Below are 22,478 nucleotides of genomic sequence, written 5' to 3' on the forward strand. Positions count from 1 at the left end.
TAACCGCCGCGGTTGCGAATCCAGCGTGTCGGCGGTACAGGCTGGCCCTGTACTCGGCTCAGGCCGCGTGGCCGTATCCTACGGGCGCGTAGGGGGTGCGGACGCCGGTGCTGCCGTTGCCGGCGGCGGCGAAGGAGCCGTTGACGTCGAAGCCGAGGGCCTGCCACTGGTCCCAGCTGCGGTCGCCCTGCCACCAGAAGGTGGTGCCGGCCTCGGACAGGTCGTAGGTGTTGTCCCGGAAGGTGTTGCCACGCTCGGTGTAGAAGTGGTCCTCACCGGTGTAGACCCGCAGGCCCGTCGGCTTCTCGCCGGTGATGCGGATGTGGTTGTGGTGGACGTCGAGTCCGTGGGTCTCATAGCGGCCGTGGGCGCCGGCACCGCGCTCGTAGTGCGTCGCGAGGATGTCGAGCCGGTTGTCGGCGATCTCGTTGTGGTGGATCTCCACGTTGGAGGAGTTGGAGACCCAGATGCCGGCCCCGATGTCGCCGTAGCCCTCCGCACCGTTGTCGCGGATCGTGTTGTCGCTGATCTCGGCGCCGTAGCTGATCTCGATGTTGACGCCGATCAGGTTGTCCTCGGCCAGGTTGGAGCGGATGACGGAGTCACGGTTGTCGATGTCGAACCAGATTCCCGTGCCGTCGTTGTGGTGGACCCAGTTGTTGGAGAACACCATGCCGGTCGTCTCCTTGAACTTGGTGCCACCGGCCTCCCAGCCCAGGCGGTACTGCAGGGTGCGGTTGTGGGCGATCTCGTTGGAGTCCACGACGATCCCCTCGCCGTACCAGGCGGTCACGCCGATCTGTCCGTTGGCGGTGATCCGCGAGTGGCTGAGCGTGCCGAACGGGCCGATCAGGACGCCGCCGCCGTGGTTCTCGGTGACGGTCGTGTGGCGCACCGTCCAGCCGTGGCCCTGGGCGTGGATGGCGCCGTGCTGGGCGGGGGAGCCGTACCGGGTCACGGTCACGTGCTGCACGGTGACGCCGGTGGCCTCGCTGCGGAAGGCGTGCCACGGGACGCTCAGGGACAGGGACGCGCTGGCCGGGTCGACACCGACGACGACCTCGTCGCGCTCGTAGTCGAAGAACCACTCGTCGGGGCTGTCCACCTCGCCGCGCGAGTTGACGTGGTTCAGGCGGGTGTCGCCGTTCCAGAGGTCGTTGTTGGCGGCGTGACGCTCGAAACCGTCCTCCGTCGATCCGTGGAACCGGCCGTTGTGGACGAAGGCCTCCGCGGTCTGTCCGGCGGCAACCCAGACGCCACCGGACCGGGAGAAGTCGCCGGCCCGCAGCGGGACGGTTCCGTCCAGGACCGCGCCGGCGTCACCGGTGAAGGTGTCGCCGTCGCGGGGGGTGACGCTCTGCCCGCGGTGGACACCGGCAGCGATCCGGAAGTGGGTGCCGGCCGGGTGGGCGGCGACGACGGCCGCGAAGTCGTCGCCCAGCTCGAGCACGACCTCCTCACCGGTGCGAGCCGGCGGGGCGACCGGGGCCAGGCCCTCGGCGTAGGTGTTGTCCGTGGTGTCCTCCGTGGATGCCGACGTGCCTCGGCGGCTGTAGTACTCCTGGGCGCTGGCGGCCGGGGCGGCCAGGGCAACGACGAGGAGGGTCAGCAGGGCGACGGCCCAAGTGCGGTTACGGTTGGTAGAGGAGGACATGCACAGAGTAACGACACACTCTGTGAGGCCTTTAACACAAAGTAGTGGGCCGGGTCCTGCCGCTACGGTGTGCGAATGCCCGACACCGTTGCGTCCTCGCCGTCGCGAGTCGCCGTGATCCTGACCGTGTTCAACCGCGCCGACCTGACCGTCCGGTGCCTCGACGCTCTGTTCGCCCAGGACCTGCTGGCCGCCGACCTCCCGGGGGTCGAGCTCGACGTCGTCCTCGTCGACGACGGCAGCACCGACGGCACGGGCGAGATCGTCGCCGAACGCTTTCCCGAGGTCCGGGTCCTTCGGGGCGACGGCCAGCGTTTCTGGAACGGCGGCATGCGGATGGCGTGGGCCGACGCGCTGTCACGGGACCCCGACGTCACCCTGTGGCTCAACGACGACACGATCCTGTACCCGTCCGCCCTGGGGGACCTGCTCGACACCCTGCGATCGGTCGGCGGGGACGAGGTGGCCGACGCGGAGGTCATCGTGGCTGGCGCCACCGTCGACCCCGACACACGGACGGTCAACTACAGCGGGGTCGCCCAGCATCCGGTCAGGCGGCTTCGCTTCGACCTGATCGAGCCGAACGGCCGCCCCCAGCAGGCAGACACGATGAACGGCAACGCCGTGCTCGTCCCCCGGGCCGTGGTGTCCCGGCTCGGCACCCTGGCCCGCGCCTACACCCATTCGATGGGGGACTACGACTACGGCCTGCGTGCCCGGCTGGCCGGCTTCTCGATCTGGATCACCCCCGACGTGGTGGGCGAATGCCCCTCCAATCCGGGCTTCGTCGCCACGGGTGACGTGGCCGGTGACCTCCAACGGCTGCGCGGGACCAAGCACCTGCCCACCGACGAGTGGCAGACGTTCGCCACCAGGTGGGCCGGGCCGGCATGGCCGCTCTACTGGCTCTCGCCCTACGTCCGGCGAACCGTCGCGGTGCTGCGCACGGCCGTCGGGACGTCCGCCTGAGTCAGGTCCGTGGACCGGCTGCCCGTCGTGCCGCGTCGTACAGCCGCCCGGCGGCATGCGACGGGCGGTGTCCGGCCATCCGCTCGGCGGCACGCGAACCGAGCGCCGTGATCCGCTCCGGGTCCTGCAGGAGCCTGGCCAGGGTCTCCCTGGTGCCCTCCACGTCGTGGGGGTCGACGATCAGCTCGGGGTCCACCAAGCCGTGCGCGCCCGCCCATCGGGAGCAGAGGACGGCCGTGCCGACGGCCATGGCCTCCAGGGCAACCATGCCCCAGGTGTCCTCGTGGGTCATGAACGCCAGCAGGTCCGCCGCCGCCATCTGGGCGCCGAGTTCCTCGTAGGGGACCCAGCCGACGAGCTCGACCATGTCCTCCATGCCCGCGTCGGCCACGAGCCGCTGGATCGCGTCGGCCTCCGGACCGGCGCCGACCAGCCGCACCCGCACCCGGCGGCGCAGGTCCTCCTCGAGTCCAGCGATGACCTCGAGCAGGGTCAGCACGCCCTTGCGCGGCTCCCAGCGGCCGACGCTGAGCACGGTGACCGTCCCCGTCGGCTCCGGGGACGGCGGCGTGCCACCCGCCAGGGTCGTCGGATCCGGGACCATGTAGGGGACCTGCTCCACCCGCCCGGCAGGGATGCCGACGTGGTCGACCAGGTAGTCGCGGCCGCCGGGAGAGTTGGTCACGATCGCATCGGCTGCCAGCGCGACACGCCGACGCTGGATGGTGCGTCGGGCGTCGTCCCGGAAGTCCACACGGGGCGATGACCCCTCCCAGAGCAGCACGACCCGCCAGCGTGCGACGGGGCGCAGGGCCAGCGCCAGCATGGTCCACAGCGAGAAGCCGCTGGTGACGACCACGTCCGGACGGAACCGCCACAGGGCCGACGTGATCGCCGGGGAGAGCACCATGACCCCGCCGCCGTAATCGGACTCGCTGTCACCGGATGTGGTGACCCGTCGCTTCTCGCCCACGACGGTGACCCGTCCGGCGGGGTGCACCTCCTCCTCACGGATGCCACGCCACGGCATCGCGGTGAACAACCGGACCTCCTCGCAGCGGGTGGCCAGGTCGTCGAGGACCGGCTTCCAGTAGGCGCCGAGCTCGACGGTGGGCACGACCAGCGCGATCCGGGGCCGCCGGCTCACGGCTGCACGACCACCTTCGCCGTCACGAACGCCTCGGCCCATCGGCTGCGGCTCTCCACTCCCCGCAGTCGCGGGAGGGCGCGGAACAGGTCGTCGTCCCACCAGTCGCGATCCGCCTGGGAGGGGAAGTGCTCGTGCAGCAGCGCGATCTTGCGGTCCATGATGGCCTCGTCCAACGGCACGTACAGCGACGGCTGGGTGGTGTCCCCGTCGTACTTGGGGATCTCGTAGCCCCAGATGGCGTGGTCGCGAAACGCCGTCGGCATCATCGTCGCCAGCAGCCGGTGGTCCTGATGGGCGTCCCCCGGCCGGGTGGTGAGGACGAGGTCCGGGTCGGTCTCGGCCGCGAGTGCCTGGAGCGTCTCCTTGAGCGTGCCCCACTCGGCGGGGAAGCGCCCGTCGGGGAGGTCGTGCACGTCGACGGTGACCGAGCGGGCGTCGCTGCAGAACGCGGCGGCCGACGCGCGGGCCTCCTCCGCACGTGCCGGCGTGGCGCTGAGCACGACCCAACGCACGTCCACGGTGGCGGGCGCGACGGACAGCAGCTGCAGGACGGTTCCGCCGGCGCCGATCTCGATGTCGTCGGCGTGGGCACCGATCGCGAGCAGCTGGGCACCGGGACGGCGAAGGGCAGGGAGGTGATGGGTCAGCACTGGCGATCGATGCTACGGGAACGTACGGTCCCGCCGTGACCGACACCCACACACCCAGCCCAGTTGTCGCTGACGCTCCGACGGCACCGGTCCAGACGTGCCGTTCCTGCGCGGCCCCGCTGTCACACACCCTGGTCGACCTGGGGCTGTCGCCGTTGTGCGAGACCTTCATCGACGCGGCCGATGCCGAACGCGGCGAGGTCTTCTATCCCCTCCGGGCGATGGTCTGTGACGGCTGCTGGCTGGTCCAGGTCGGCGACTACGTCGCCCCCGATGTCATCTTCGACGACACCTACCCGTACTTCGCCTCCTACTCCGACTCGTGGCTCGCCCACGCCCGGCGGTACGTGGACGCCATGGTCGACCGGTTGCAGCTCGACGAGTCGAGCCGCGTGGTCGAGGTCGGCTCCAACGATGGCTACATGCTGCAGTACATGGTGCAGCGCGGGATCCCGTCGCTGGGGGTCGATCCGACCGCGAACACCGCCGCCGCAGCCAAGGAGAAGGGGGTCGACACCCTCGTGGACTTCTTCGGCCTCGACGTGGCCAAGCGGCTGGTCGCCGAGGGATGGTCCGCGGACCTGGTTGCCGGCAAGAACGTCATGGCCCAGGTTCCCGACCTCAACGACTTCGTGGCCGGGCTCGCCGAGCTGGTCTCGCCCACGGGCACGGTGACCATCGAGTTCCCCCACCTCGTGACCATGATCGAGGAGCTGGAGTTCGACACGATCTATCACGAGCACTTCTCCTACTTCTCCCTCGTGGCGGTCCAGGACGTCTACGCCCGGCACGGGCTCGTCGTGACCGACGTCGAGGAGCTGTCGACCCACGGCGGATCGCTGCGCGTGTACGCCCAGCGATCCGACGGGAATCCGGACGTGGCGCCCTCCGTCGACGCGCTGCTTGCCCGGGAACGCGAGCTCGGGGTCGACACGCTGGCCTTCTACGAGGACTTCGCGGGCGACGTCGCGCGCATCCGCCACGAGCTCGTCGGCTTCCTGCAGGACGCCAGGGCGCAGGGCAAGCACGTGGTGGGCTACGGCGCCCCGGGCAAGGGCAACACCCTGCTCAACCACGCCGCCATCCGCAGCGACCTCCTGGAGTACCTCGTCGACCGGAACCCCGTGAAGCACGGGCGGCTCACCCCGGGTACGCGCATTCCCATCTTCCCGCCGGACCGGCTCGCGGAGACCAAGCCCGACGTGATCCTGATCATGCCGTGGAACCTGCGTGAGGAGATCGCTGCCCAGCTGGCCTACACCAGGGAGTGGGGTGCCGAGCTGATGGTCGCGATCCCCCAGCTGACCACGCTGTGATCGGTGGGGACGGCAGCTCGATGGTGGACGGTGACACGCTCCTCACCCGTGCGGCCACCGTCGTCGACATCCCACGGTCGCTGACCGGTGACGGGGTCCGGCAACTGCTGGACGTGATCGGTGACTGGGTGCCGGGTCTGCAGCAGGTCGAGGTCCCGACGGGTACGGAGGTGCTGGACTGGACGGTGCCCGAGGAGTGGAACCTGCGCAGGGCGACGCTGACGGGCCCCGACGGCACCGTGGTGGCCGACTCCGCGCGCAGCCCGCTGGAGGTCGTGGGGTACTCCGTCCCCGTCGACACCCGGCTCGGCCTGGCCGACCTCGAGGACGGCCATCTCCACAGCCTTCCCGATCAGCCCGACCTCGTGCCCTGGCGCACCAGCTACTACCGCCGGACCTGGGGGTTCTGCATCCCCGACCGGGTGCGCCGGGACCTGCCGGAGGGCGACTACCACGCGCGGGTCGACGCCACCCTCGAACCCGGCCACCTGACCTGGGGCGAGCTGGTCGTCCCCGGCGAGACCACCGAGGAGGTGCTCGTCACCGCGCACCTCTGTCACCCGGCGATGGCCAACGACAACGCGTCGGGCCTGGTGGTTGCCGCAGCCGTGGCCGAGGCGCTCGCCGCCCGTCCGACGCGGAGGCGGACACATCGCTTCCTGTTCGCACCCGGGACCATCGGGGCCGTGGCCTGGCTCGCGACCCGGCCCGACGTCGTCAGCCGGGTCGTCGGTGGGGTGGTCATCTCGGGGGTGGGTGACCCGGGAACGTCGTTGACCTACAAGCGCTCGCGTCGCGGATCCGCCCCCATGGACACCGCGATGCGCCTGGCCCTGCGTGACGCGGAGGTCGAGCACACGCTGGTCGACTACGCCCCCTGGGGGTATGACGAGCGGCAGTTCAACTCGCTCGGCTACGACCTCGGCGTCGGGTTGCTGAACCGGACGCCACACGGGACCTACCCCGAGTACCACACCTCCGCCGACGACCTGTCCTTCCTGCGGGCTGCGCACCTCGAGGAATCCGCATCGCTGGTCCTGGCGGGGTTGGATGCGCTCGAGGCACACCGTCCCGTGCGCAACCTCAAGCCGCACGGGGAGCCGCAGCTGGGTCCCCGCGGACTGTGGCCCAGCATCGGCGGGGCAACCGGACGGCGCGCCCAGATGGCCCTGCTGTGGGTCCTGGCGGAAGCCGACGGCGAGCGAACCGTGCTCGACGTCGCCGACCGTGCCGGCCTGCCGGTCGCCGAGGTCATGGCGGCCGCGACGCAGCTCGCCGGCACCGACCTCCTGGAGTTCGGCGGCTGACGCCGCCCGCTCGCTAGGATCCCGTGGCCTTGGACGACCTCGCCAGCATCCGCCCCCCGACTGCCGCCGCCCGTGACCTGCAGCAGCGCGCCCATCGGGCGATTCCCGGAGGCGCCCACACCTACGCCAAGGGCGACGACCAGTTCCCGCGCAACGCCCCGCCCCTGCTCGTGCGTGGCGAGGGGGCACGGGTCTGGGACAGCGACGGCAACGAGTTCGTGGAGTACGGCGGGGGGCTGCGGGCGATCGTGCTCGGCCACGGCCACCCCCACGTGGTCGAGGCGGTCCAGAAGGCGATCGTCGACGGCACGAACTTCGCGCGGCCCTCGGTCCTCGAGGTCGAGGCCGCCGAGGACCTGCTGGCGTTCCTCGACCGCCCCGACTGGATGGTGAAGTTCACCAAGAACGGCAGCGACGCCAACTCCAGCGCACTGCGCCTGGCCCGTGCGGCCACCGGTCGTGAACTGGTGGCGGTCTGCCGTGACCAGCCGTTCTTCTCCGTCGAGGACTGGTTCATCGGCACCACGCCCATGGACGCCGGCATCCCGGCCGCGGTGCGCGACCTCACCGTGGCCTTCCCCTACGACGACCTCGACGCGCTCCGCGTCCTGCTCGCCGACCGGACGGTGGCGGCCGTGGTCATGGAAGCCGCGAAGTACGACGACCCCTCACCGGGCTGGTTCGAGGGCGTCCGGCGGCTCTGCGACGAGACCGGCACCGTCTTCGTGCTGGACGAGATGATCACCGGTGTGCGCTGGCCCGGCCGCACCGCCATGGGGCACTACGGCATCCAGCCCGACCTGGCGACCTACGGCAAGGCCCTGGGCAACGGCTTCTCCGTCTCCGCAGTCACCGGCCGGCGCGAGCTGATGGAGCTCGGCGGCCTGCACCACGATCGCCCCCGGGTGTTCCTCGCCAGCTACACCCACGGCGCGGAGTCCACCGGCCTGGCCGCATGTCGGGCGGTGACCGCCGTCGGCATGGAGAACGACATCGGGGCCGGCATCGCCGCACGGGGCGAGGCCCTCGAGGCCCGCCTCAACGCGGTGTCCCGTGCCTGTGGGGTCGACGAGCACTTCTTCGCCTGGGGGCCCGGGCAGGTCCTGGTGTTCGTGACCCGGGACGCCGACGGCGCACCGTCGCAGGTGCTGCGCGCGCTGGCGATGCAGGAGCTCGTCGCGGGCGGGGTGCTCGGCACGTCGCTGGTGATGAGCCTTGCCCACGGTGAGTCGGAGTTCGACCAGACCGTCGCGGCCTGGGAGCGAGCAGCAGCGGTCTATGCACGGGCGCTGGAGGACGGGACGGCTGGCCTGCTCCGCGGCCACCCGACCAGCCCGGTCTGGCGCCGATACAACTGAGCGACTTCAGCCCGAGCCCACTCGTGCCGACGTTGACACTGCAACCGATGAATCGTTGGAGAGAAGAGACCATCACCGCCATGGCCACCGCCGACAAGCTCGATCCGGCCGATATCCCCGTCGTCATCCTCGCGGGGGGGTTCGGGATGCGGCTCCACGAGGAGACCGAACGTGTCCCCAAGCCCATGGTCCAGATCGGGGACAAGCCGATCATGTGGCACATCATGCGGCACTACGCCACCTACGGGTTCCGGCGCTTCACGATCTGCCTGGGCTACAAGAGCTGGGTCATCAAGGAGTACTTCCTCAACTACTTCGCCGAGACCAACGACCTGCGTGTGCAGCTGGGTCGCCACAGCAGCGTGGAGTACCTGGGTGACTCGCTGGTGGAGGACTGGGAGATCACCCTGGTCGAGACGGGGCTGCACTCCGGCAGCACCGGACGCCTGCAGGGTGTCCAGCGCTACATCGACACCCCCTACTTCATGTACACCTACGGCGATGGGGTGGGGACGGTGGACATCGACGCGGTGCACCGTCAGCACGTCGAGGGTGACCGCCTGGCGACCGTGACGGGCGTGAAGCCGACGTCCCGCTACGGCATGTTGCTGCACGACGGCGACCGGGTGACGGCGTTCGACGAGAAGCCAGAGATCGCCGAGGGGTACGTCTCGGGCGGGTTCTTCGCCCTGTCGTCCGGGATCTTCGACCGCCTCGACGGCGCCGACCCCACGGGGTTCATGGAATTGGACGTCCTGCCGGGCCTGGTGTCGGAGGGACAGGTCGGCATCCACCGCCACCACGGCTTCTGGCACTCGATGGACACCTACCGGGACTACGTGGCGCTCAACGACATGTGGGACGCCGGGGACCCGCCGTGGAAGACGTGGAAGGACGAGGGCTAGGTGGAGGTCCTCGACACGGCGCTGGAGGAGGTCAAGGTCCTCCGCCAGCAACGCCACGGTGACGAGCGTGGCTGGTTCACGCGGGCGTGGTGCCAGCACGAGTACACCGACGCCGGCCTCGATCCCGTTGCCGCCCAGGTCAACTTCAGCTCCACCTCCCGGCGCGGCACCGTCCGCGGCCTCCACCGCCAGGTCGAGCCGCACGCCGAGGCCAAGACGGTCTGGGTCGTGTCCGGCGCCATCCTCGACGTGGCGGTTGACCTGCGCGACGGCTCACCGACCCGCGCCGAGCACGTCGCCGCCGAGCTCTCCGCGGACAACGGGCTGGGCCTGCACGTCCCCAAGGGCTTCGCACACGGGTTCCAGGCCCTGACCGACGACGTCGTCATGGTCTACGTGATGAGCCAGTTCTACGCCCCGGGCACGGAGCAGGGGGTGCGGTTCGACGACCCCACGATCGGGATCGACTGGCCCCTCCCGGTGACGGTCCTCAGCGACAAGGACGCCGCCCTGCCACCCTTGGGTCCGCCCGAGACCCCCTGACAGGAGCAACAGTGCCCACCTTCCCCCGTGCGGAGTGGATGACCGCCTACGCCGACACCGTGGCGGCGCACCCCCGGGCCGACGCCATGTCGACGGCGCTGGCGGGACGGTTCCGCTTCGTGGTCAAGGCGGGCGGGGGCCTGCAGACGCGGTTGGTCCACGACATGGTCGTCGCCCCGGGTGGGGTGTTCGTCGCCGAACCGGGCGACGAGTCGATCCCGGCCACGCTGACCGTCACCGCTGACTACCCGCGGTGGAAGGGCTTGATCACGGGGAAGGCCGACTTCGTCATGTCGTTCGTGATGCGCAAGGTCAAGGTGCAGGGAGACCTGTCGACGGTTCGCGACCAGCTGTCCGACGCCCGTCCGCTGCTGGAGTGCCTGCACGAGGTTCCCACGGACTTCGAGTTCTAGGGGTTGCCACAGGTGGGTCCATCGGGGTCGGCCCCTATGCTGCCGTCGCATGACTGCCCTCACCCTCGGCCGTGATCAGCTGGCTGCCTGGGAACTGCTGACCGGCGGGTGGCTCTTGCCGCTCGACGGCTTCGCGTCGCCCGCCGAGCTCGCCGCGGGCCTGCCCCGCGTCACCCTCGACCTGCCGGCCGACGTGGGGACGTCGCTCGTCGGGCAGACCGTCGAGCTGCGCGAACCCGAAGGAGTGCGGTTGGGCACGATGAACGTGGCCGGCGCCGCGCCGGCGCCGTGGGCAGGGGAGGGAACGGTCCACCTGCACGGCGCCCAGGCCGTCGACGTCCCCGCCGTCCGCTACGACCACCAGGACCTGCGCGTCACCCGTGACGGCGCGCCCGACGACGTCGCCATCGTGATCCCGTCCGGCCGGCCGCTGACGTCGGTGGAGCTCGAGGGGCTCGTCGATCGTGGTCGCAGCCGCGGTTCGCTCGCGCTGGTGTCGCTGGTCGGCGATGCACCCGCCGACGACACCGCCATGCACACCCTCGTCCGCGCCCACCGCCTGCATGCCGACCGGCTGCGCGCCGGTGGTGTCGACGTCCACCACATCGTCCTCCCGGCACCGCCACCGGTCGACGGCGAGGTCCCGGCCGTCACGGCGCTGGCCACGAGCGTGCTGGCCGGCGAGCACGGCCGGGTCGAGTGGCCAGCCGCCCCCGTAGGGGAAATCGACACCGACGTGGCGGCCCTGCTGGCCCGGCGCAACCCGCGGCCGGACGGTGCCGGCCTGACCATCTTCTTCACGGGCCTGTCGGGGTCCGGCAAGTCCACGGTGGCTGGCGCGGTGATGGCCAGGCTGCACGCGGAGACCGATCGCACCGTGACCCTGCTCGACGGTGACCTCGTGCGTCAGCACCTCTCCAGCGAGCTGTCGTTCTCGCGGGAGCACCGCGACCTCAACATCACCCGCATCGGCTTCGTGGCGGCCGAGATCACCAAGCACCGTGGTGTTGCGGTCTGCGCACCCATCGCTCCCTACGACGCCACCCGACGCGCCGTGCGCGACATGGTCGAGCGGCACGGGCAGTTCGTGCTCGTGCACGTCGCCACCCCGCTGGAGGTGTGCGAGGCCCGCGACCGCAAGGGCCTGTACGCCCGGGCGCGGGCCGGCGAGATCGGATCGTTCACGGGGATCTCCGACCCCTACGAGGTCCCCGGTGACGCCGAGCTCGTGCTGGACACCACCGACATCTCCATCGCGGCCGCGGCGGAGCAGGTCATGGCCGCCCTGCGGGACAGGGGCCTGCTGCCGCTCGGGGCGTCTCCTGTCGCGCCGGCGTCGTCGGGCAAGCGGCAGGACTCCACGGCGTGACCGTCGACGCATGGATCACCGCTGCTGCCGTGGCTGGCGTGCTGATCGCGCTGGCCCGGGAGCTCGCGCCACCCCCGTTCGTGATCCTCGGCGCCGTGGTGGGGTTGTTGCTCCTGGACGTCATCACCACCGAGCAGGCGCTGGCCGGCTTCGCCAACCCTGCCCCGCTGACCGTGGCGGCCCTGTACGTCGTGGCTCGGGCCGTGCAGCGCACGGGCGGTGTCACCGCTGCGGTCGACATGTTGCTCGCCGGCGCGCACGACGGTGACCGGCCACCCTCCGCCAGGGGGGTCCTGATGCGCATGTTGCCGCCGGTCATGGCCACCTCGGCCCTGCTGAACAACACGCCGATCGTGGCGGTGCTCGCGCCGAACCTTGCGACCTGGGCGGAGGAGCGGGGCCTGTCGTCGTCCAAGCTGCTGATCCCGCTGAGCTACGCGGCGATCCTCGGTGGCGTCCTGACCGCCGTCGGCACCTCGACCACCCTCGTCGTCTCGGGCCTGATGGAGCAGGCCGGCCTGGCGCCCCTCGGGCTCCTCGAGCCCCTTCGCTTCGGCCTGCCGGTGGCCGTCGTTGGGGGCGCGGTCGTCGCCATGGCCGCGCCGCGGCTGCTGCCCACCCGCAGCGCTGCCCACCAGTCCTTCCGCGTCGGGGCCAAGGCGTTCACGCTGTCGGTGCAGGTCATCGCCGACGGACCCGTGGACGGGGTCACCATCGCCGACGCCGGCCTGCGCGCCCTGCGAGGGGTCTACTGCGTGCAGGTCCGCCGCGGCGACCAGGTCATGGCGCCGGTCGGGCCCGACATCCAGCTGCTCGGCGGGGACGAGCTGACCTTCGTCGGCAACGTGCACCGGGTGGTGGACCTGCAGCACCGACGTGGCCTGTCCTCCACCGAGGCGCACCACGCCAGCGCGATCGGGGGCACGACGCAGGTCTTCTACGAAGGGGTCATCGGCCAGTCCTCACCGCTGGTCGGGGAGACCCTCAAGCAGGTCGGGTTCCGTGCCCGCTACGGCGCGGCCGTCGTGGCGATCCATCGCGCCGGCGCCCCCGTCGGCGACAAGCTGGGCGAGGTGACCCTCAAGGTCGGCGACACCCTGCTGTGCCTCGCAGGGGCCGGGTTCGCCGGGCGGGCGCAGGAGAGCGGCACGTTCGCCCTGGTCGCCGCCATCGGTGCGGAGGCGCCCCTGGACAAGCGACGCACCCGCGTGGCGCTGCTGGTGCTGGCCGGGATGCTGGTGCTGGCCGGCTCGGGGTTGCTGACGATCCTCGAGGCGTCCCTGGCGGCGGCCCTGGCCCTCGTGGCGACGAAGGTGATGACGGCCGCCCAGGCCCGCCAGGCCGTCGACGTGCCGGTCATCGTCGTGATCGCCGCGGCGTTCGGGCTGGGTGCCGCGGTGGAGTCCAGCGGCCTTGCCGACGCCATCGCCGGGCTCGTCGAAACGGTGGCGGGCCCCTTCGGCACCGTCGGCCTCGTGGTCGGGTTGATCCTGCTCGTGGTGGTGCTCACGGAGCTGATCACCAACAACGCCGCCGCGGTGCTGGCCTTTCCCGTGGCCCTGGCCACCGCCGAACGCGCCGACCTGGCGGCCCGCCCCCTCCTGCTGGCGGTCGCGGTGGCGGCGTCCCTGTCCTTCGTGACACCGCTGGGGTACCAGACCAACCTGATGGTCTACGGCCTGGGCGGCTACCGGTTCGGCGACTTCGCCCGGCTGGGCGTACCCGTGGCGGTCGTCAGCGTGCTCGCGCTGTCCACCGCGGTGTTCCTGCAGGTCTGAGCGGTTTCCTGCAGGTCCGAGGGGGCCTGCGGGTCTGCGCACGCGTGCGTCCCGGGCTGCTCACCGCTGCAGGAGGAGCCAGCCGAACCCGAGGCGACCGCGGTATCCCCTCGCGTAGGCATCCCACCGCGAATCGGCGAAGGCGGCGGCCCCGGGAAGGTGCGACCGCCTGACCCCGTCACCCCACGCGCGCTCGAACGCGTCCCACTCCCACGGATCGCTGGCCTCCGCGCCGATGACGGTCCACCCCGCGACGTGGGCGCGATCGACCAGGCCGCCCAGGCCTTCCGGCAGGGGACCGAACACGTCTCGCCAGGCCAGCGGTTGGCTGCCGTACCAGAAGCCCTCGCCGACCAGCATCGTGTCGGCGTCGACGTCGTGGAGGAGGCCCTTGAGTCCTCCGACTGCATGGCTCGACCCCACGCACAGGACGGCGTCGGCCCGGAGGGTCGACCGGCCCGCGTCGACCGGGTCATGGGTCACCCGGTCGGCCAACCCCAACGTCCGGGCCGCACGGGCGGCCCGCTCAGTGGCCACGGGGTCGACATCGATGCCGCGCCCACGGGCGGTCGGCACGGCGAGGAGGACCTCGTGGAGCAGGGCTCCCGACCCGCAGCCGACGTCGAGGACCCGGTCGGGTTGCCTGGACGCGACGGCCCGGGCCAAGCGGGTTGCACGGCCCCTCGACAGGGGCGCGTTGTAGCGCAACGACCCCCCGCCGTGCCGCCTGAACTGCTGGTTTCGGGATGTATCGGACATGGCCGTTCGGTCACCCTCCTCGAGTTCGGCGCTCCGTGATGCATAGTGAATCGGCTCTGTGAGTTGACGACGCGTGTCCAAGGCGCCTACCGTCCCGTGCTGACCAGCATTGCGTGTCGCGTTGCAGTGGTGCCCTCTGGGCGCCAGGGGTGGGCGACCACAGACGGAGATGATGACAGATGACCAAGATCCTGCGGCAAATGGGGATGTACGCCCTCGTACTGCTCGTGGGCATGTTCACGATGATGGCAGTTGCTGTCCCCGCGAGCGCCCAGGACGACTCCTGCTATCCCGTGCCCCCGGGCGGTTGCCCGAGCGTGGTGCCCGAGTGTGCAGACGTCGTCGCCGCCATCGTGGCCGATGACCCGACGCAGGAGCAGATCGACGCGCTCGACGCCAACGGCGACGGGATCATCGACGAGCAGGACCTCCCCGCCACGTGCACCTGCGAGGAGCTGATCGCCGCGATCGCCGCAGGTGAGCTCGACCCCGACAACCTCCCAGCGGACGCGCTCGCGAACTGTGGCTGTTCGGAGATCCTCGATGCGATCGCCGCTGGCACGCTGGACGCCAGCAACCTGCCGGAGGGCGCTGCCGAGGCACTCGCCCAGTGCGGCTGCCAGGAGGTCCTCGATGCGATCGCCGCTGGCACGCTGGACGCCGACAACCTGCCCGAGGCCGCCGCTGAGGCGCTTGCGCAGTGTGGTTGCGAGGAGCTCGTCGCCGCCATCGTGGCCGGCACCGTCGACCCGATGAACCTGCCCGGCGACCTCGGTGACCTGCTGGCCACCTGCTGTGACGAGCTCGCCGAGGCCGTCATCGCCGGCGACATCGACCCCGCGACCCTCCCCGAGGGCCTGCTGGAGAGCTGTGGCTGTGACACGGTCCAGGCCCTGATCGACGCGGGCGTCCTCGACGCCGACGCGCTGCCCGAGGACTGCGAAGAGGGGCCGTCGGTTGCCGTCGCCCAGGACATCGCCGACACGGGCATCGACGCCGAGGGCATGGGTGCCATGACCCTGGGTGCGCTGCTCGCCGGTGGGCTGTTCCTGCTGCTGAGCCGCCGCCGCACGGCCGCGTAGCACAGACAGACGCTGGAGGGCCCCGTCGCACCGCGACGGGGCCCTCTGCGTTGCCCGGGCCCGTCCACGTCGGCAGTTGGGGCCGCCGTTCGGTACCATGCGTCCACGACCCCCGGGTGAGTCGGTTCTCACGCCGGGGCTTGTTGTTTTCCCCGCAGCGTGCACGAGGTGCACGCCACCACGAACCCATGTGAGGACCCACCATGGCGGAGATCGAGATCGGCATCGGCAAGAGCGGTCGTCAGGCCTACGGGCTGGACGACATCGCGATCGTCCCCTCCCGACGGACCCGAGACCCCGAGGACGTCGACGTCAGCTGGCAGATCGACGCCTACACCTTCGACCTGCCGGTGCTGGCTTCGGCGATGGACGGCGTCTCCTCGCCGGCCACCTGCATCGAGATGGGCAAGCTCGGCGGCCTCGGGGTGCTCAACCTCGAGGGGCTGTGGACTCGGTACGAGGACCCCGAGCCACTGCTGCAGGAGATCGCCGGGCTGGACCAGGAGGTGGCGACCGCGCGGATGCAGGAGATCTACAAGCAGCCCGTGCAGCCCGAGCTGATCGGTCGGCGGGTCGAGGAGATGGCGGCCGCCGGCATCACCGTCGCGGCGTCGTTGACGCCGCAGAAGGTCAACGAGTGGCACTCACTCGCCCTCGACGCGGGCCTCGACATCCTGGTGATCCAGGGCACCGTGGTGTCCGCTGAGCACGTGTCGACGCGCAGCGAGCCGCTGAACCTCAAGGAGTTCATCGCCCGCTACGACATCCCCGTGATCGTCGGCGGCTGCGCCTCGTACTCCTCCGCCCTCCACCTGATGCGCACCGGTGCGGCCGGCATCCTCGTCGGAGTCGGACCGGGCAACGCCTGCACGACCCGTGGGGTGCTCGGCCTCGGTGTTCCCCAGGCGACCGCCATCGCCGATGCGGCCGGCGCACGCAGCCGCCACCTGGAGGAGACCGGCCGGTACGTCCAGATCATCGCCGACGGCGGGATGCGCACCGGCGGCGACATCGCCAAGGCCATCGCCTGCGGCGCCGACGCCGTGATGCTCGGCTCACCCCTCGCCCGTGCCAGCGAGGCCCCCGGCAAGGGGACCCACTGGGGCATGGCGACGTTCCACCCGACCCTGCCCCGCGGCGCCCGCGTCCGGGTGGATCAGATCGGGTCGCTCGAGGAGATCCTCGTCGGTCCGGCCAACGAGAACGACGGCACACGCAACCTCTTCGGCGCGCTTGCCACGTCCATGGCGACCTGCGGCTACCAGACCATCAAGGAGTTCCAGCGTGCCGAGGTCATGGTCGCCCCGTCCCTGCAGACCGAGGGCAAGACCTACCAGCGCGAGCAGGGCGTCGGCATGGGCTAGCCAAGCGTCCAGGCCCGGGCGTGTGCACCGGCCGCCCCCTGCGGCTGGCCATGCCGCACGCCCTTCGGGCACGTGTGCGTTGGGCGGCCCCAGCAGGTGGTCATGTCACACGTGGCCCGGGGGTGTGTGCGTTGGGCGCCCGGACGGGCTGCCCAAGGCGCACGGTGTGCGGGCTGGGTCACGAGACCCGGTCAGCGGCTGAAGGCGTCCATGATCGAGAGGACGCCCGGGCCCATGATGATGATGAACAGCGCGGGGAAGATGCCGAAGATGAGGGGGAACAGCAGCTTCACCGGCGCCTTGCCGGCACGCTCGCGGGCCCTCGCCCGGCGGCGGCGACGCATCTCGCGGGCCTGGACCTGCAGCGTCTTGGAGATCGGGGTGCCCAGCTGCTCGGCCTGGAGCAGCGCCAGGGCGAAGGACTTCAGGTCCTCCGAGTCGTTGCGGTCGATCAGCCCCTGCAGCGCGGCCTGACGGCTGACGCCGAGCTGCTGCTCCTTGAGGAACCGGTCGAGCTCGGCGCCGAGGGGGCCGGGCAGCTCACCGGCGACCTCGGCCACGCCCTGCTCGAGTCCGAGGCCCGCCTGGGCGGTCAGGGCCAGCAGGTCCAGCGTCTCGGGCATGCTGCGGGTGATCTGCTGCTGACGACGCTGGGCGGTGTTGAGCACCCAGAGGTCCGGCACCAGCCACGCGACCACGCCGGCACCCACGATCGTGGCCAGCGCAACACCGACGGACAGGGCGAAGACGAGGCTGATCAGCAGCCCGACGACGAGCCCGGCGCCGATCGCGGCGACCTTCAGGGCCATGACCGCTTCGGGCGGCATGGTCAGGCCGGCGCGGTCAAGGCGGCCGCGCCAGCGGTTGTTCTCCTCCCGGCTCATCCGTCGGCGTCCGGGCAGCCGCCGGCTGACGATCGTGCCGAGGCGGGCGCCGAGCCCGGGGTCCCGGTCGATGGTCGGCGTGGCGGCCACGGGACCACCGACACCGGCCCGGGTCAGCGCGGCCACGCCGCTGGTGGTGCGGCGGGACAGGCCCACCGCGACGAACGCAACCGACAGCCCGATGAGGACCGCCGCGAGGTATCCGACGACCATCCCTAGACCTCCTTCTTTCCGGGGCTCCGCCCCGGACCCGCGAGTGCGATGACCACAGGTCCCTCCCACGAGTGGGTCCCTCCCATGGACATCACACCTCCACCTTGATGATCCCGCGGATCAGGAACCACGCCAGGCCCATGGAGCCGAGGGCGCCGATGATCATCACGCGGCCGAGCGGGTTGGTCAGCATGGGCTGCAGGTACGTGGCGTTGGTCGACAGCACGCCGGCGAGGACCACGAACGGCAGCGCCATCAGGATGATCGCGGAGATCTTGCCCTCGGCGGTGAGCGCGCGGACCTCGCGGCGGATCTCCATGCGGTCGTGCATGAACTCCGCCAGCACGTCGAGGATCTCGGCGAGCTTGCCGCCGGTGCGGCGCTGGATCAGCATCGCGCGGACCGCCCAGCGGAGGTCCGTGGAGCCGACTCGCTCGCCCATCGCCAGCAGCGCGTCGTCGAGCGGTCGGCCGACGCGGGTGTCGGCCAGCACGCGGGCGAACTCACCGGCCAGGGGCGCCGACCCGTGGTTGGCGTACCCCTCGAGCGCCTGCTGCAGGGAGTGGCCCGACCGCATCGCCGAGCCCATCTGGCCCAGGGCCTCCGGCAGCTGCTCGTCGCAGCGGGAGGAGTAGCGATCGGCCCGTCCCGACAGCAGCAGGTAGGTGGCGATCGGGGCAGCCACCGCGAACATGACGGCCACCAGCACCCCGTCGAGCACCCAGCCCAGCGCACCCGCCCCCACCGACAGGCCACCCAGCAGGAGGAGGAACTCCGTGGGGTTGAGAACCCATCCGGCGCGGGTCAGCTTGTCCGCGAGGCTGGCGTACAGGCCGGACCCCGAGCCGATGTCCTCCGCGGCGCGGACCAGCGCCGACCACGTGGCGGCAAGCGAGGGGTCGTGCTCGGTCCCGGCGTCGTCGGCGAGGACGCGGCGCAGCCGTTCGACCCCGCGGGCCCGGCGGTTCTGCCAGGACAGGAACAGCAGGACCACGCCGCCGGTCAGCAGCAGGCCGGCGCCGATGATCCCGACGAGCGAGGTGTCCTGAACGAAGGAGGCGTCCATGGTCAGCGACCCTTCCGGTTGGTCTCGGGCAGCTCGGCGAACAGGCCGCGGTCGATCCGCACCCCGGACCGCTGCAGCTTGTCCAGCACCTTGGGCCGAAAGCCCGTCGGGCGGAGGTACCCCGATGAGGACGAGGTGTCACGACCGCCCTCGGTGAAGTGATAGGAGAAGAGGGTCTGGGTGGTGATGACGTCACCCTCCAGGCCCTGCACCTCCTCGATGGCGGAGATCACGCGGCGGCCGTCGCCGAGCCGGTCGAGGTGGACCATCAGGTCCAGCGCCGAACCCACCTGCTCACGGATGGCCCGCAGGCCGAGCTCGACGCCCGACATCAGGATCATCGTCTCCAGCCGGGACAGGGCGTCGCGGGGGGAGTTGGCGTGGACCGTGGTCAGCGACCCCTCGTGGCCGGTGTTCATGGCCTGCAGCATGTCGAGGGCCTCGGGGCCACGGACCTCACCGACGATGATGCGGTCGGGCCGCATGCGCAGCGCGTTGCGGACGAGGTCGCGGATGGTGACCTGGCCGGCGCCCTCGGCGTTCGGTGGCCGCGTCTCCAGCGGGATGACGTGGGGCTGGTTGAGCTGCAGCTCGGCGGCGTCCTCGATGGAGACGATGCGCTCCCCGGACGGGACGAACTGGCTGACGGCGTTGAGGACGGTCGTCTTGCCCGTGCCGGTTCCGCCGGAGACGAGGATGTTGAGCTTGCCCTCGACACAGGCGCTGAGGAACTGCGCGGTCGCCGCGGACAGCGAGCCGACCTGGACGAGGTCCTCCATCAGCAGCGGCTGCTCGGGGAACTTCCGGATCGTCATGACCGGCCCCTTGAGCGACAGGGGCGGCAGGATCACGTTGACACGGGAGCCGTCGGCCAGGCGGGCGTCGCACATGGGCGAGGACTCGTCGACGCGACGGCCGACCGACGACACGATGCGGTCGATGACGTGCCGCAGGTGCCGTTCGTCGTCGAAGCGGACCTCGGTCGTCTCGATCCGTCCGGCCCGCTCGACGAAGATGTCGTCGGGGCCGTTGACCATGATCTCGGTGACGTCAGGGTCGGCCAGCAGGGGTTCGATGGGACCGTGGCCGAGGATGTCGGCGGTGACCTCTGCGAGGAGGCGCTGCTTCTGCCCGGCGTTGGTGACGGTGTTGGTGGCGGCGACGGCGTCGTCGAACCGGTTGCGCACCTCCGCCGCGAGGTCGATGCCGGCGGTGCCCGCCGACAGCACCGGGCCGAGGCCGTCGATGATGTGGGCCTGGATCCGGCGCTTGCGTGCCAGCCAGTCCTCGGCGGCCCGGCCCCGGCCGAGGTCGGCCGATGGGGTCGGGGGTGGGCCGGTCCGGCCCGACGTGGCCGGGGTCGGGGCGACCACGGCAGCGGGTTCTGGCGCGGCCACGGGGGCCGGCGCAGCCGGTGGGGGAGGGGGCGCGGTGCCGAGGCGGTCGGACAGCTTCATGGCGGTCAGCTCCTCCTGAACAGGCCCGCACGACGGCGGCCGGTCGAGGGTGCGGCGTCCAGGCCCGGGACGATCGGGGCGAGGATGCTGTGCAGCAGGCGGGTGAACTCGTGGTCGGGCAGCGCGGCGGTCACCGGGAGCCCGTCGTTGAGGGCACGGGCGACGAGGGGCTCGAACGGCAGGATCCCGGCGACCGGTCCCATGACCTGTTCGACGTCCCGGCCGGTGACGCCGCTGGCCGGGATCTCCTTGTTCAGCACGACCGACTGGCTGGTCGGCTCGACCCCGAGGCGTTCGAGGGTGTCGAGGTAGCTCCGCAGGTTCGCGATCGCGGGTACGTCGATCTGGGTGACGACGATGTGGTGGTCGGCACGGTCCAGCGCGGCCAGCGTCTTCTCGCCGAGGCCGGCGGGGCAGTCGAGGACGACGGCGTCGCAGCTGCGGCGCAGCGCACCGACGAGGGTCGTCACGTCCTCGCCGGTGATCGCGTCGCCGTGGACCGGGTCGGGTGGGGCGGCCAGCACCCCGAAGCCGGCGGGTGCGTCGACGAGGGCGTCGGGCACGTGCTCGGCGACCAGGCGGCGGTCGTAGCGGCGGCCGCTGTCGTCGAAGAGGCACTCGTAGGCCGACGCGGCCGGGCGCAGCTGGAGCGACCCGGCGACCTTGCCGAACTGGGAGTCGAGGTCGGCCAGGACCACCCGGTCGCTGCCTGCCGACAGCAGGTGGGCCAGCACCATCGACATCATGGTCTTGCCGGCGCCGCCGGAGGGGCCGGTGACGACGTGCACGGGAGCCAGTCGTGGGGGCGGGGTGCCCTCGGCCCGACGGTTCATCGAGTCCTCGTGGACTCCACGTCGCTTGCGAACCAGCACCAGCGCCTGCCCGATGGCACGGGCGAGGGCGTCGTCGCCCAGCGGCAGGGTGACCAGCTCGTCGGGACGTGCCCGGACGAACGTGCTGAGGTCAGCGGGCTGGTGGTCGTTGATGGTGACGACCAGGCCCATGTCGGGCCGGGCGGCACGGACGGCTGCGAGCATCTCCAGGGCAGGTGAGTCGGCGTGCTCGGGGCCGGCGACGATGACGTCCCACGGCTCGCGGTCGACGGCCTGCTGCAGGGCAGCGGTGTCACGAAGGTGCGCGACGGACACCCCGGGGATGGCGAGGGGGGCGAGCAGCTCGTCGCTGGCAGCGACGAGGAGGACTCGTGCGCCGGAGAGGTCGGCTGGCTGCGCCACCGCGGTCGGGCGGGTGGGGGCGGCCGCCGGGGGCGGCGGCGCGACACCGGCACCGGGCGGGGGCGGCGGAGGTGGGCTGGCGGCGCCCGGCGGAGGAGGTGGCTGGAGGCGCAACATCTACTCCCCACCGTCCGTGCTCGTGGGGACGTCGGCGCTGGTGTTCCGCCTGGCCAGCTCGTCGGCCTCGGCCGCCTCGGTGGCGGCACGGTCGGCCTCCAGCTGCGTGCGGGCCTCGCTGATCGACTGGGTGATGGCCGCGGGGTCGAGGTCCTCGAAGGTGAACCGTTCGCTTGTCGGGGCCGGGTCGTCGGCGTTGGCCAGGGAGAACCAGAGGGAGCCGTTCTGCTCGGCGAACACCAGCGTGGGCACGTCCTCGGGCCGGACCTTGAGGAGGAAGACCATCCCGCCGGCGGCAGCCTGCTCGTTGACGGCGGTGGCCTCGCCGGTCAGCGTGCCGCGGGTGACGGCCAGCACCTCGGTGTGGGCCATGACGAGCTGGGTGAACGCCTCGCCGGCAACGGTCTGCCCGTCGGCGGTCGCCTGTGGCTTGGTGGTGGCGGTGTAGTAGAGGTTCAGCAGCGAACCGGTGGTGGCGTATCCCTCGACACCGGGCGCGGGGCTGGCCTCGACGCTCAGGACCTCCCATCCCTCCGGCACGACCAGGCCGCCGGCCGCGGGCCCGACCGGGGCGAACTGGTCGGCGGTCAGGATCTCGCCCGGCCCGACGGGTCGCGAGACCTGCTGGCCGACGACGTCGTCGGGGCCGATCAGCGCACGGGCGGGGACCAGGTCGAGGGGCACGTCGCGCAGCACTGCGGCGGCAGCGACCTCCTCCGCCGGGGTTCCGGCGGCGATGCCGGCGTCGCTGGCCATCCAGACGGCGGCGGTCTCACCGGCCTTCTCGCCGGAGGAGCTGGTGACGAACAGGGCGAGCAGGACGGTCCCCGCGAGTCCGAGGAGGATGCCGACGAGGGCGAGCCGGTTGGCCTTCATGGTGGGATGTGCC

20 protein-coding genes are annotated in these 22,478 nt (G+C 71.4%); 11 read left to right on the top strand and 9 right to left on the bottom strand.

Going from position 1 to position 22,478, the window contains the following annotated elements:
* Window positions 1-58: 58 nt before the first annotated feature.
* Window positions 59-1,654, bottom strand: a complete 1,596-nt coding sequence (locus DVS28_RS03805) for a right-handed parallel beta-helix repeat-containing protein (RefSeq protein ID WP_114590277.1) — start codon at window positions 1,652-1,654, stop codon at window positions 59-61.
* Between the two features lie 75 nt (window positions 1,655-1,729).
* On the opposite strand from DVS28_RS03805, the gene DVS28_RS03810 reads away from it, so the two are divergent.
* Window positions 1,730-2,623, top strand: coding sequence for a glycosyltransferase family 2 protein (locus DVS28_RS03810; RefSeq protein WP_114590278.1), 894 nt, complete (start codon window positions 1,730-1,732; stop codon window positions 2,621-2,623).
* Between the two features lies 1 nt (window position 2,624).
* On the opposite strand, the gene DVS28_RS03815 is transcribed toward DVS28_RS03810, so the two are convergent.
* Both DVS28_RS03815 and DVS28_RS03820 read right to left on the bottom strand, forming a co-directional pair.
* The gene (locus tag DVS28_RS03815; RefSeq protein WP_164709903.1) at window positions 2,625-3,770 is read right to left on the bottom strand and encodes a glycosyltransferase family 4 protein; all 1,146 of its coding nucleotides are present in this window, start codon (window positions 3,768-3,770) and stop codon (window positions 2,625-2,627) included.
* Window positions 3,767-4,423, bottom strand: a complete 657-nt coding sequence (locus DVS28_RS03820; RefSeq protein WP_114590280.1) for a PIG-L deacetylase family protein — start codon at window positions 4,421-4,423, stop codon at window positions 3,767-3,769. Before DVS28_RS03820 ends, DVS28_RS03815 begins: the two co-directional genes overlap by 4 nt.
* A gap of 35 nt (window positions 4,424-4,458) precedes the next feature.
* Between DVS28_RS03820 and DVS28_RS03825 the strand changes: the two genes are divergently transcribed.
* The 8 genes from DVS28_RS03825 to DVS28_RS03860 are packed head-to-tail and all read left to right on the top strand — an operon-like array spanning window position 4,459 to window position 13,412.
* Window positions 4,459-5,739, top strand: coding sequence for a class I SAM-dependent methyltransferase (locus DVS28_RS03825; RefSeq protein ID WP_114590281.1), 1,281 nt, complete (start codon window positions 4,459-4,461; stop codon window positions 5,737-5,739).
* The gene (locus DVS28_RS03830) at window positions 5,736-7,046 is read left to right on the top strand and encodes a DUF4910 domain-containing protein (RefSeq protein ID WP_216826371.1); all 1,311 of its coding nucleotides are present in this window, start codon (window positions 5,736-5,738) and stop codon (window positions 7,044-7,046) included. The genes DVS28_RS03825 and DVS28_RS03830 overlap by 4 nt, the downstream gene beginning before the upstream one ends.
* A 29-nt stretch (window positions 7,047-7,075) precedes the next feature.
* Window positions 7,076-8,404, top strand: coding sequence for a glutamate-1-semialdehyde 2,1-aminomutase (locus DVS28_RS03835; RefSeq protein WP_216826372.1), 1,329 nt, complete (start codon window positions 7,076-7,078; stop codon window positions 8,402-8,404).
* 47 nt (window positions 8,405-8,451) lie between these two features.
* Window positions 8,452-9,309 (top strand): sugar phosphate nucleotidyltransferase, encoded by an 858-nt coding sequence (locus tag DVS28_RS03840; RefSeq protein ID WP_216826373.1) that lies wholly within the window; start codon window positions 8,452-8,454, stop codon window positions 9,307-9,309.
* Window positions 9,310-9,852, top strand: coding sequence for a dTDP-4-dehydrorhamnose 3,5-epimerase (rfbC, locus tag DVS28_RS03845; protein ID WP_114590283.1), 543 nt, complete (start codon window positions 9,310-9,312; stop codon window positions 9,850-9,852).
* Between the two features lie 11 nt (window positions 9,853-9,863).
* Window positions 9,864-10,265: an SCP2 sterol-binding domain-containing protein gene (locus DVS28_RS03850; protein ID WP_114590284.1), complete on the top strand. Its 402-nt coding sequence runs from the start codon at window positions 9,864-9,866 to the stop codon at window positions 10,263-10,265.
* 49 nt (window positions 10,266-10,314) lie between these two features.
* Complete coding sequence (gene cysC, locus DVS28_RS03855; protein WP_114590285.1) at window positions 10,315-11,634, top strand: adenylyl-sulfate kinase; 1,320 nt, start codon at window positions 10,315-10,317, stop codon at window positions 11,632-11,634.
* A complete protein-coding gene (locus tag DVS28_RS03860; RefSeq protein ID WP_114590286.1) occupies window positions 11,631-13,412 on the top strand; it encodes an SLC13 family permease in 1,782 nt (593 codons plus the stop codon). The genes cysC and DVS28_RS03860 overlap by 4 nt, the downstream gene beginning before the upstream one ends.
* Window positions 13,413-13,472: 60 nt before the next feature.
* Here the strand turns inward: DVS28_RS03860 and DVS28_RS03865 are convergent, their stop codons facing one another.
* A complete protein-coding gene (locus tag DVS28_RS03865) occupies window positions 13,473-14,171 on the bottom strand; it encodes an SAM-dependent methyltransferase (protein WP_114590287.1) in 699 nt (232 codons plus the stop codon).
* Between the two features lie 179 nt (window positions 14,172-14,350).
* On the opposite strand from DVS28_RS03865, the gene DVS28_RS03870 reads away from it, so the two are divergent.
* Window positions 14,351-15,253: an LPXTG cell wall anchor domain-containing protein gene (locus DVS28_RS03870; protein ID WP_114590288.1), complete on the top strand. Its 903-nt coding sequence runs from the start codon at window positions 14,351-14,353 to the stop codon at window positions 15,251-15,253.
* A gap of 203 nt (window positions 15,254-15,456) precedes the next feature.
* Complete coding sequence (locus DVS28_RS03875; RefSeq protein WP_114590289.1) at window positions 15,457-16,617, top strand: GuaB3 family IMP dehydrogenase-related protein; 1,161 nt, start codon at window positions 15,457-15,459, stop codon at window positions 16,615-16,617.
* Between the two features lie 191 nt (window positions 16,618-16,808).
* Here the strand turns inward: DVS28_RS03875 and DVS28_RS03880 are convergent, their stop codons facing one another.
* The 5 genes from DVS28_RS03880 to cpaB form a co-directional block, all read right to left on the bottom strand.
* The gene (locus DVS28_RS03880; protein WP_114590290.1) at window positions 16,809-17,714 is read right to left on the bottom strand and encodes a type II secretion system F family protein; all 906 of its coding nucleotides are present in this window, start codon (window positions 17,712-17,714) and stop codon (window positions 16,809-16,811) included.
* 91 nt (window positions 17,715-17,805) lie between these two features.
* Window positions 17,806-18,780, bottom strand: coding sequence for a type II secretion system F family protein (locus DVS28_RS03885; protein WP_114590291.1), 975 nt, complete (start codon window positions 18,778-18,780; stop codon window positions 17,806-17,808).
* 2 nt (window positions 18,781-18,782) lie between these two features.
* Window positions 18,783-20,237, bottom strand: coding sequence for a TadA family conjugal transfer-associated ATPase (locus DVS28_RS03890; RefSeq protein WP_114590292.1), 1,455 nt, complete (start codon window positions 20,235-20,237; stop codon window positions 18,783-18,785).
* A gap of 5 nt (window positions 20,238-20,242) precedes the next feature.
* Entirely contained in the window at window positions 20,243-21,589 is a 1,347-nt protein-coding gene (locus DVS28_RS03895; protein WP_164709904.1) for a CpaE/TadZ family protein, read from the bottom strand.
* Entirely contained in the window at window positions 21,590-22,465 is an 876-nt protein-coding gene (gene cpaB, locus DVS28_RS03900) for a Flp pilus assembly protein CpaB (protein WP_164709905.1), read from the bottom strand.
* Window positions 22,466-22,478 lie beyond the last annotated feature (13 nt).

This window comes from Euzebya pacifica, from assembly GCF_003344865.1.
Classification (GTDB): Bacteria; Actinomycetota; Nitriliruptoria; order Euzebyales; family Euzebyaceae; genus Euzebya; species Euzebya pacifica.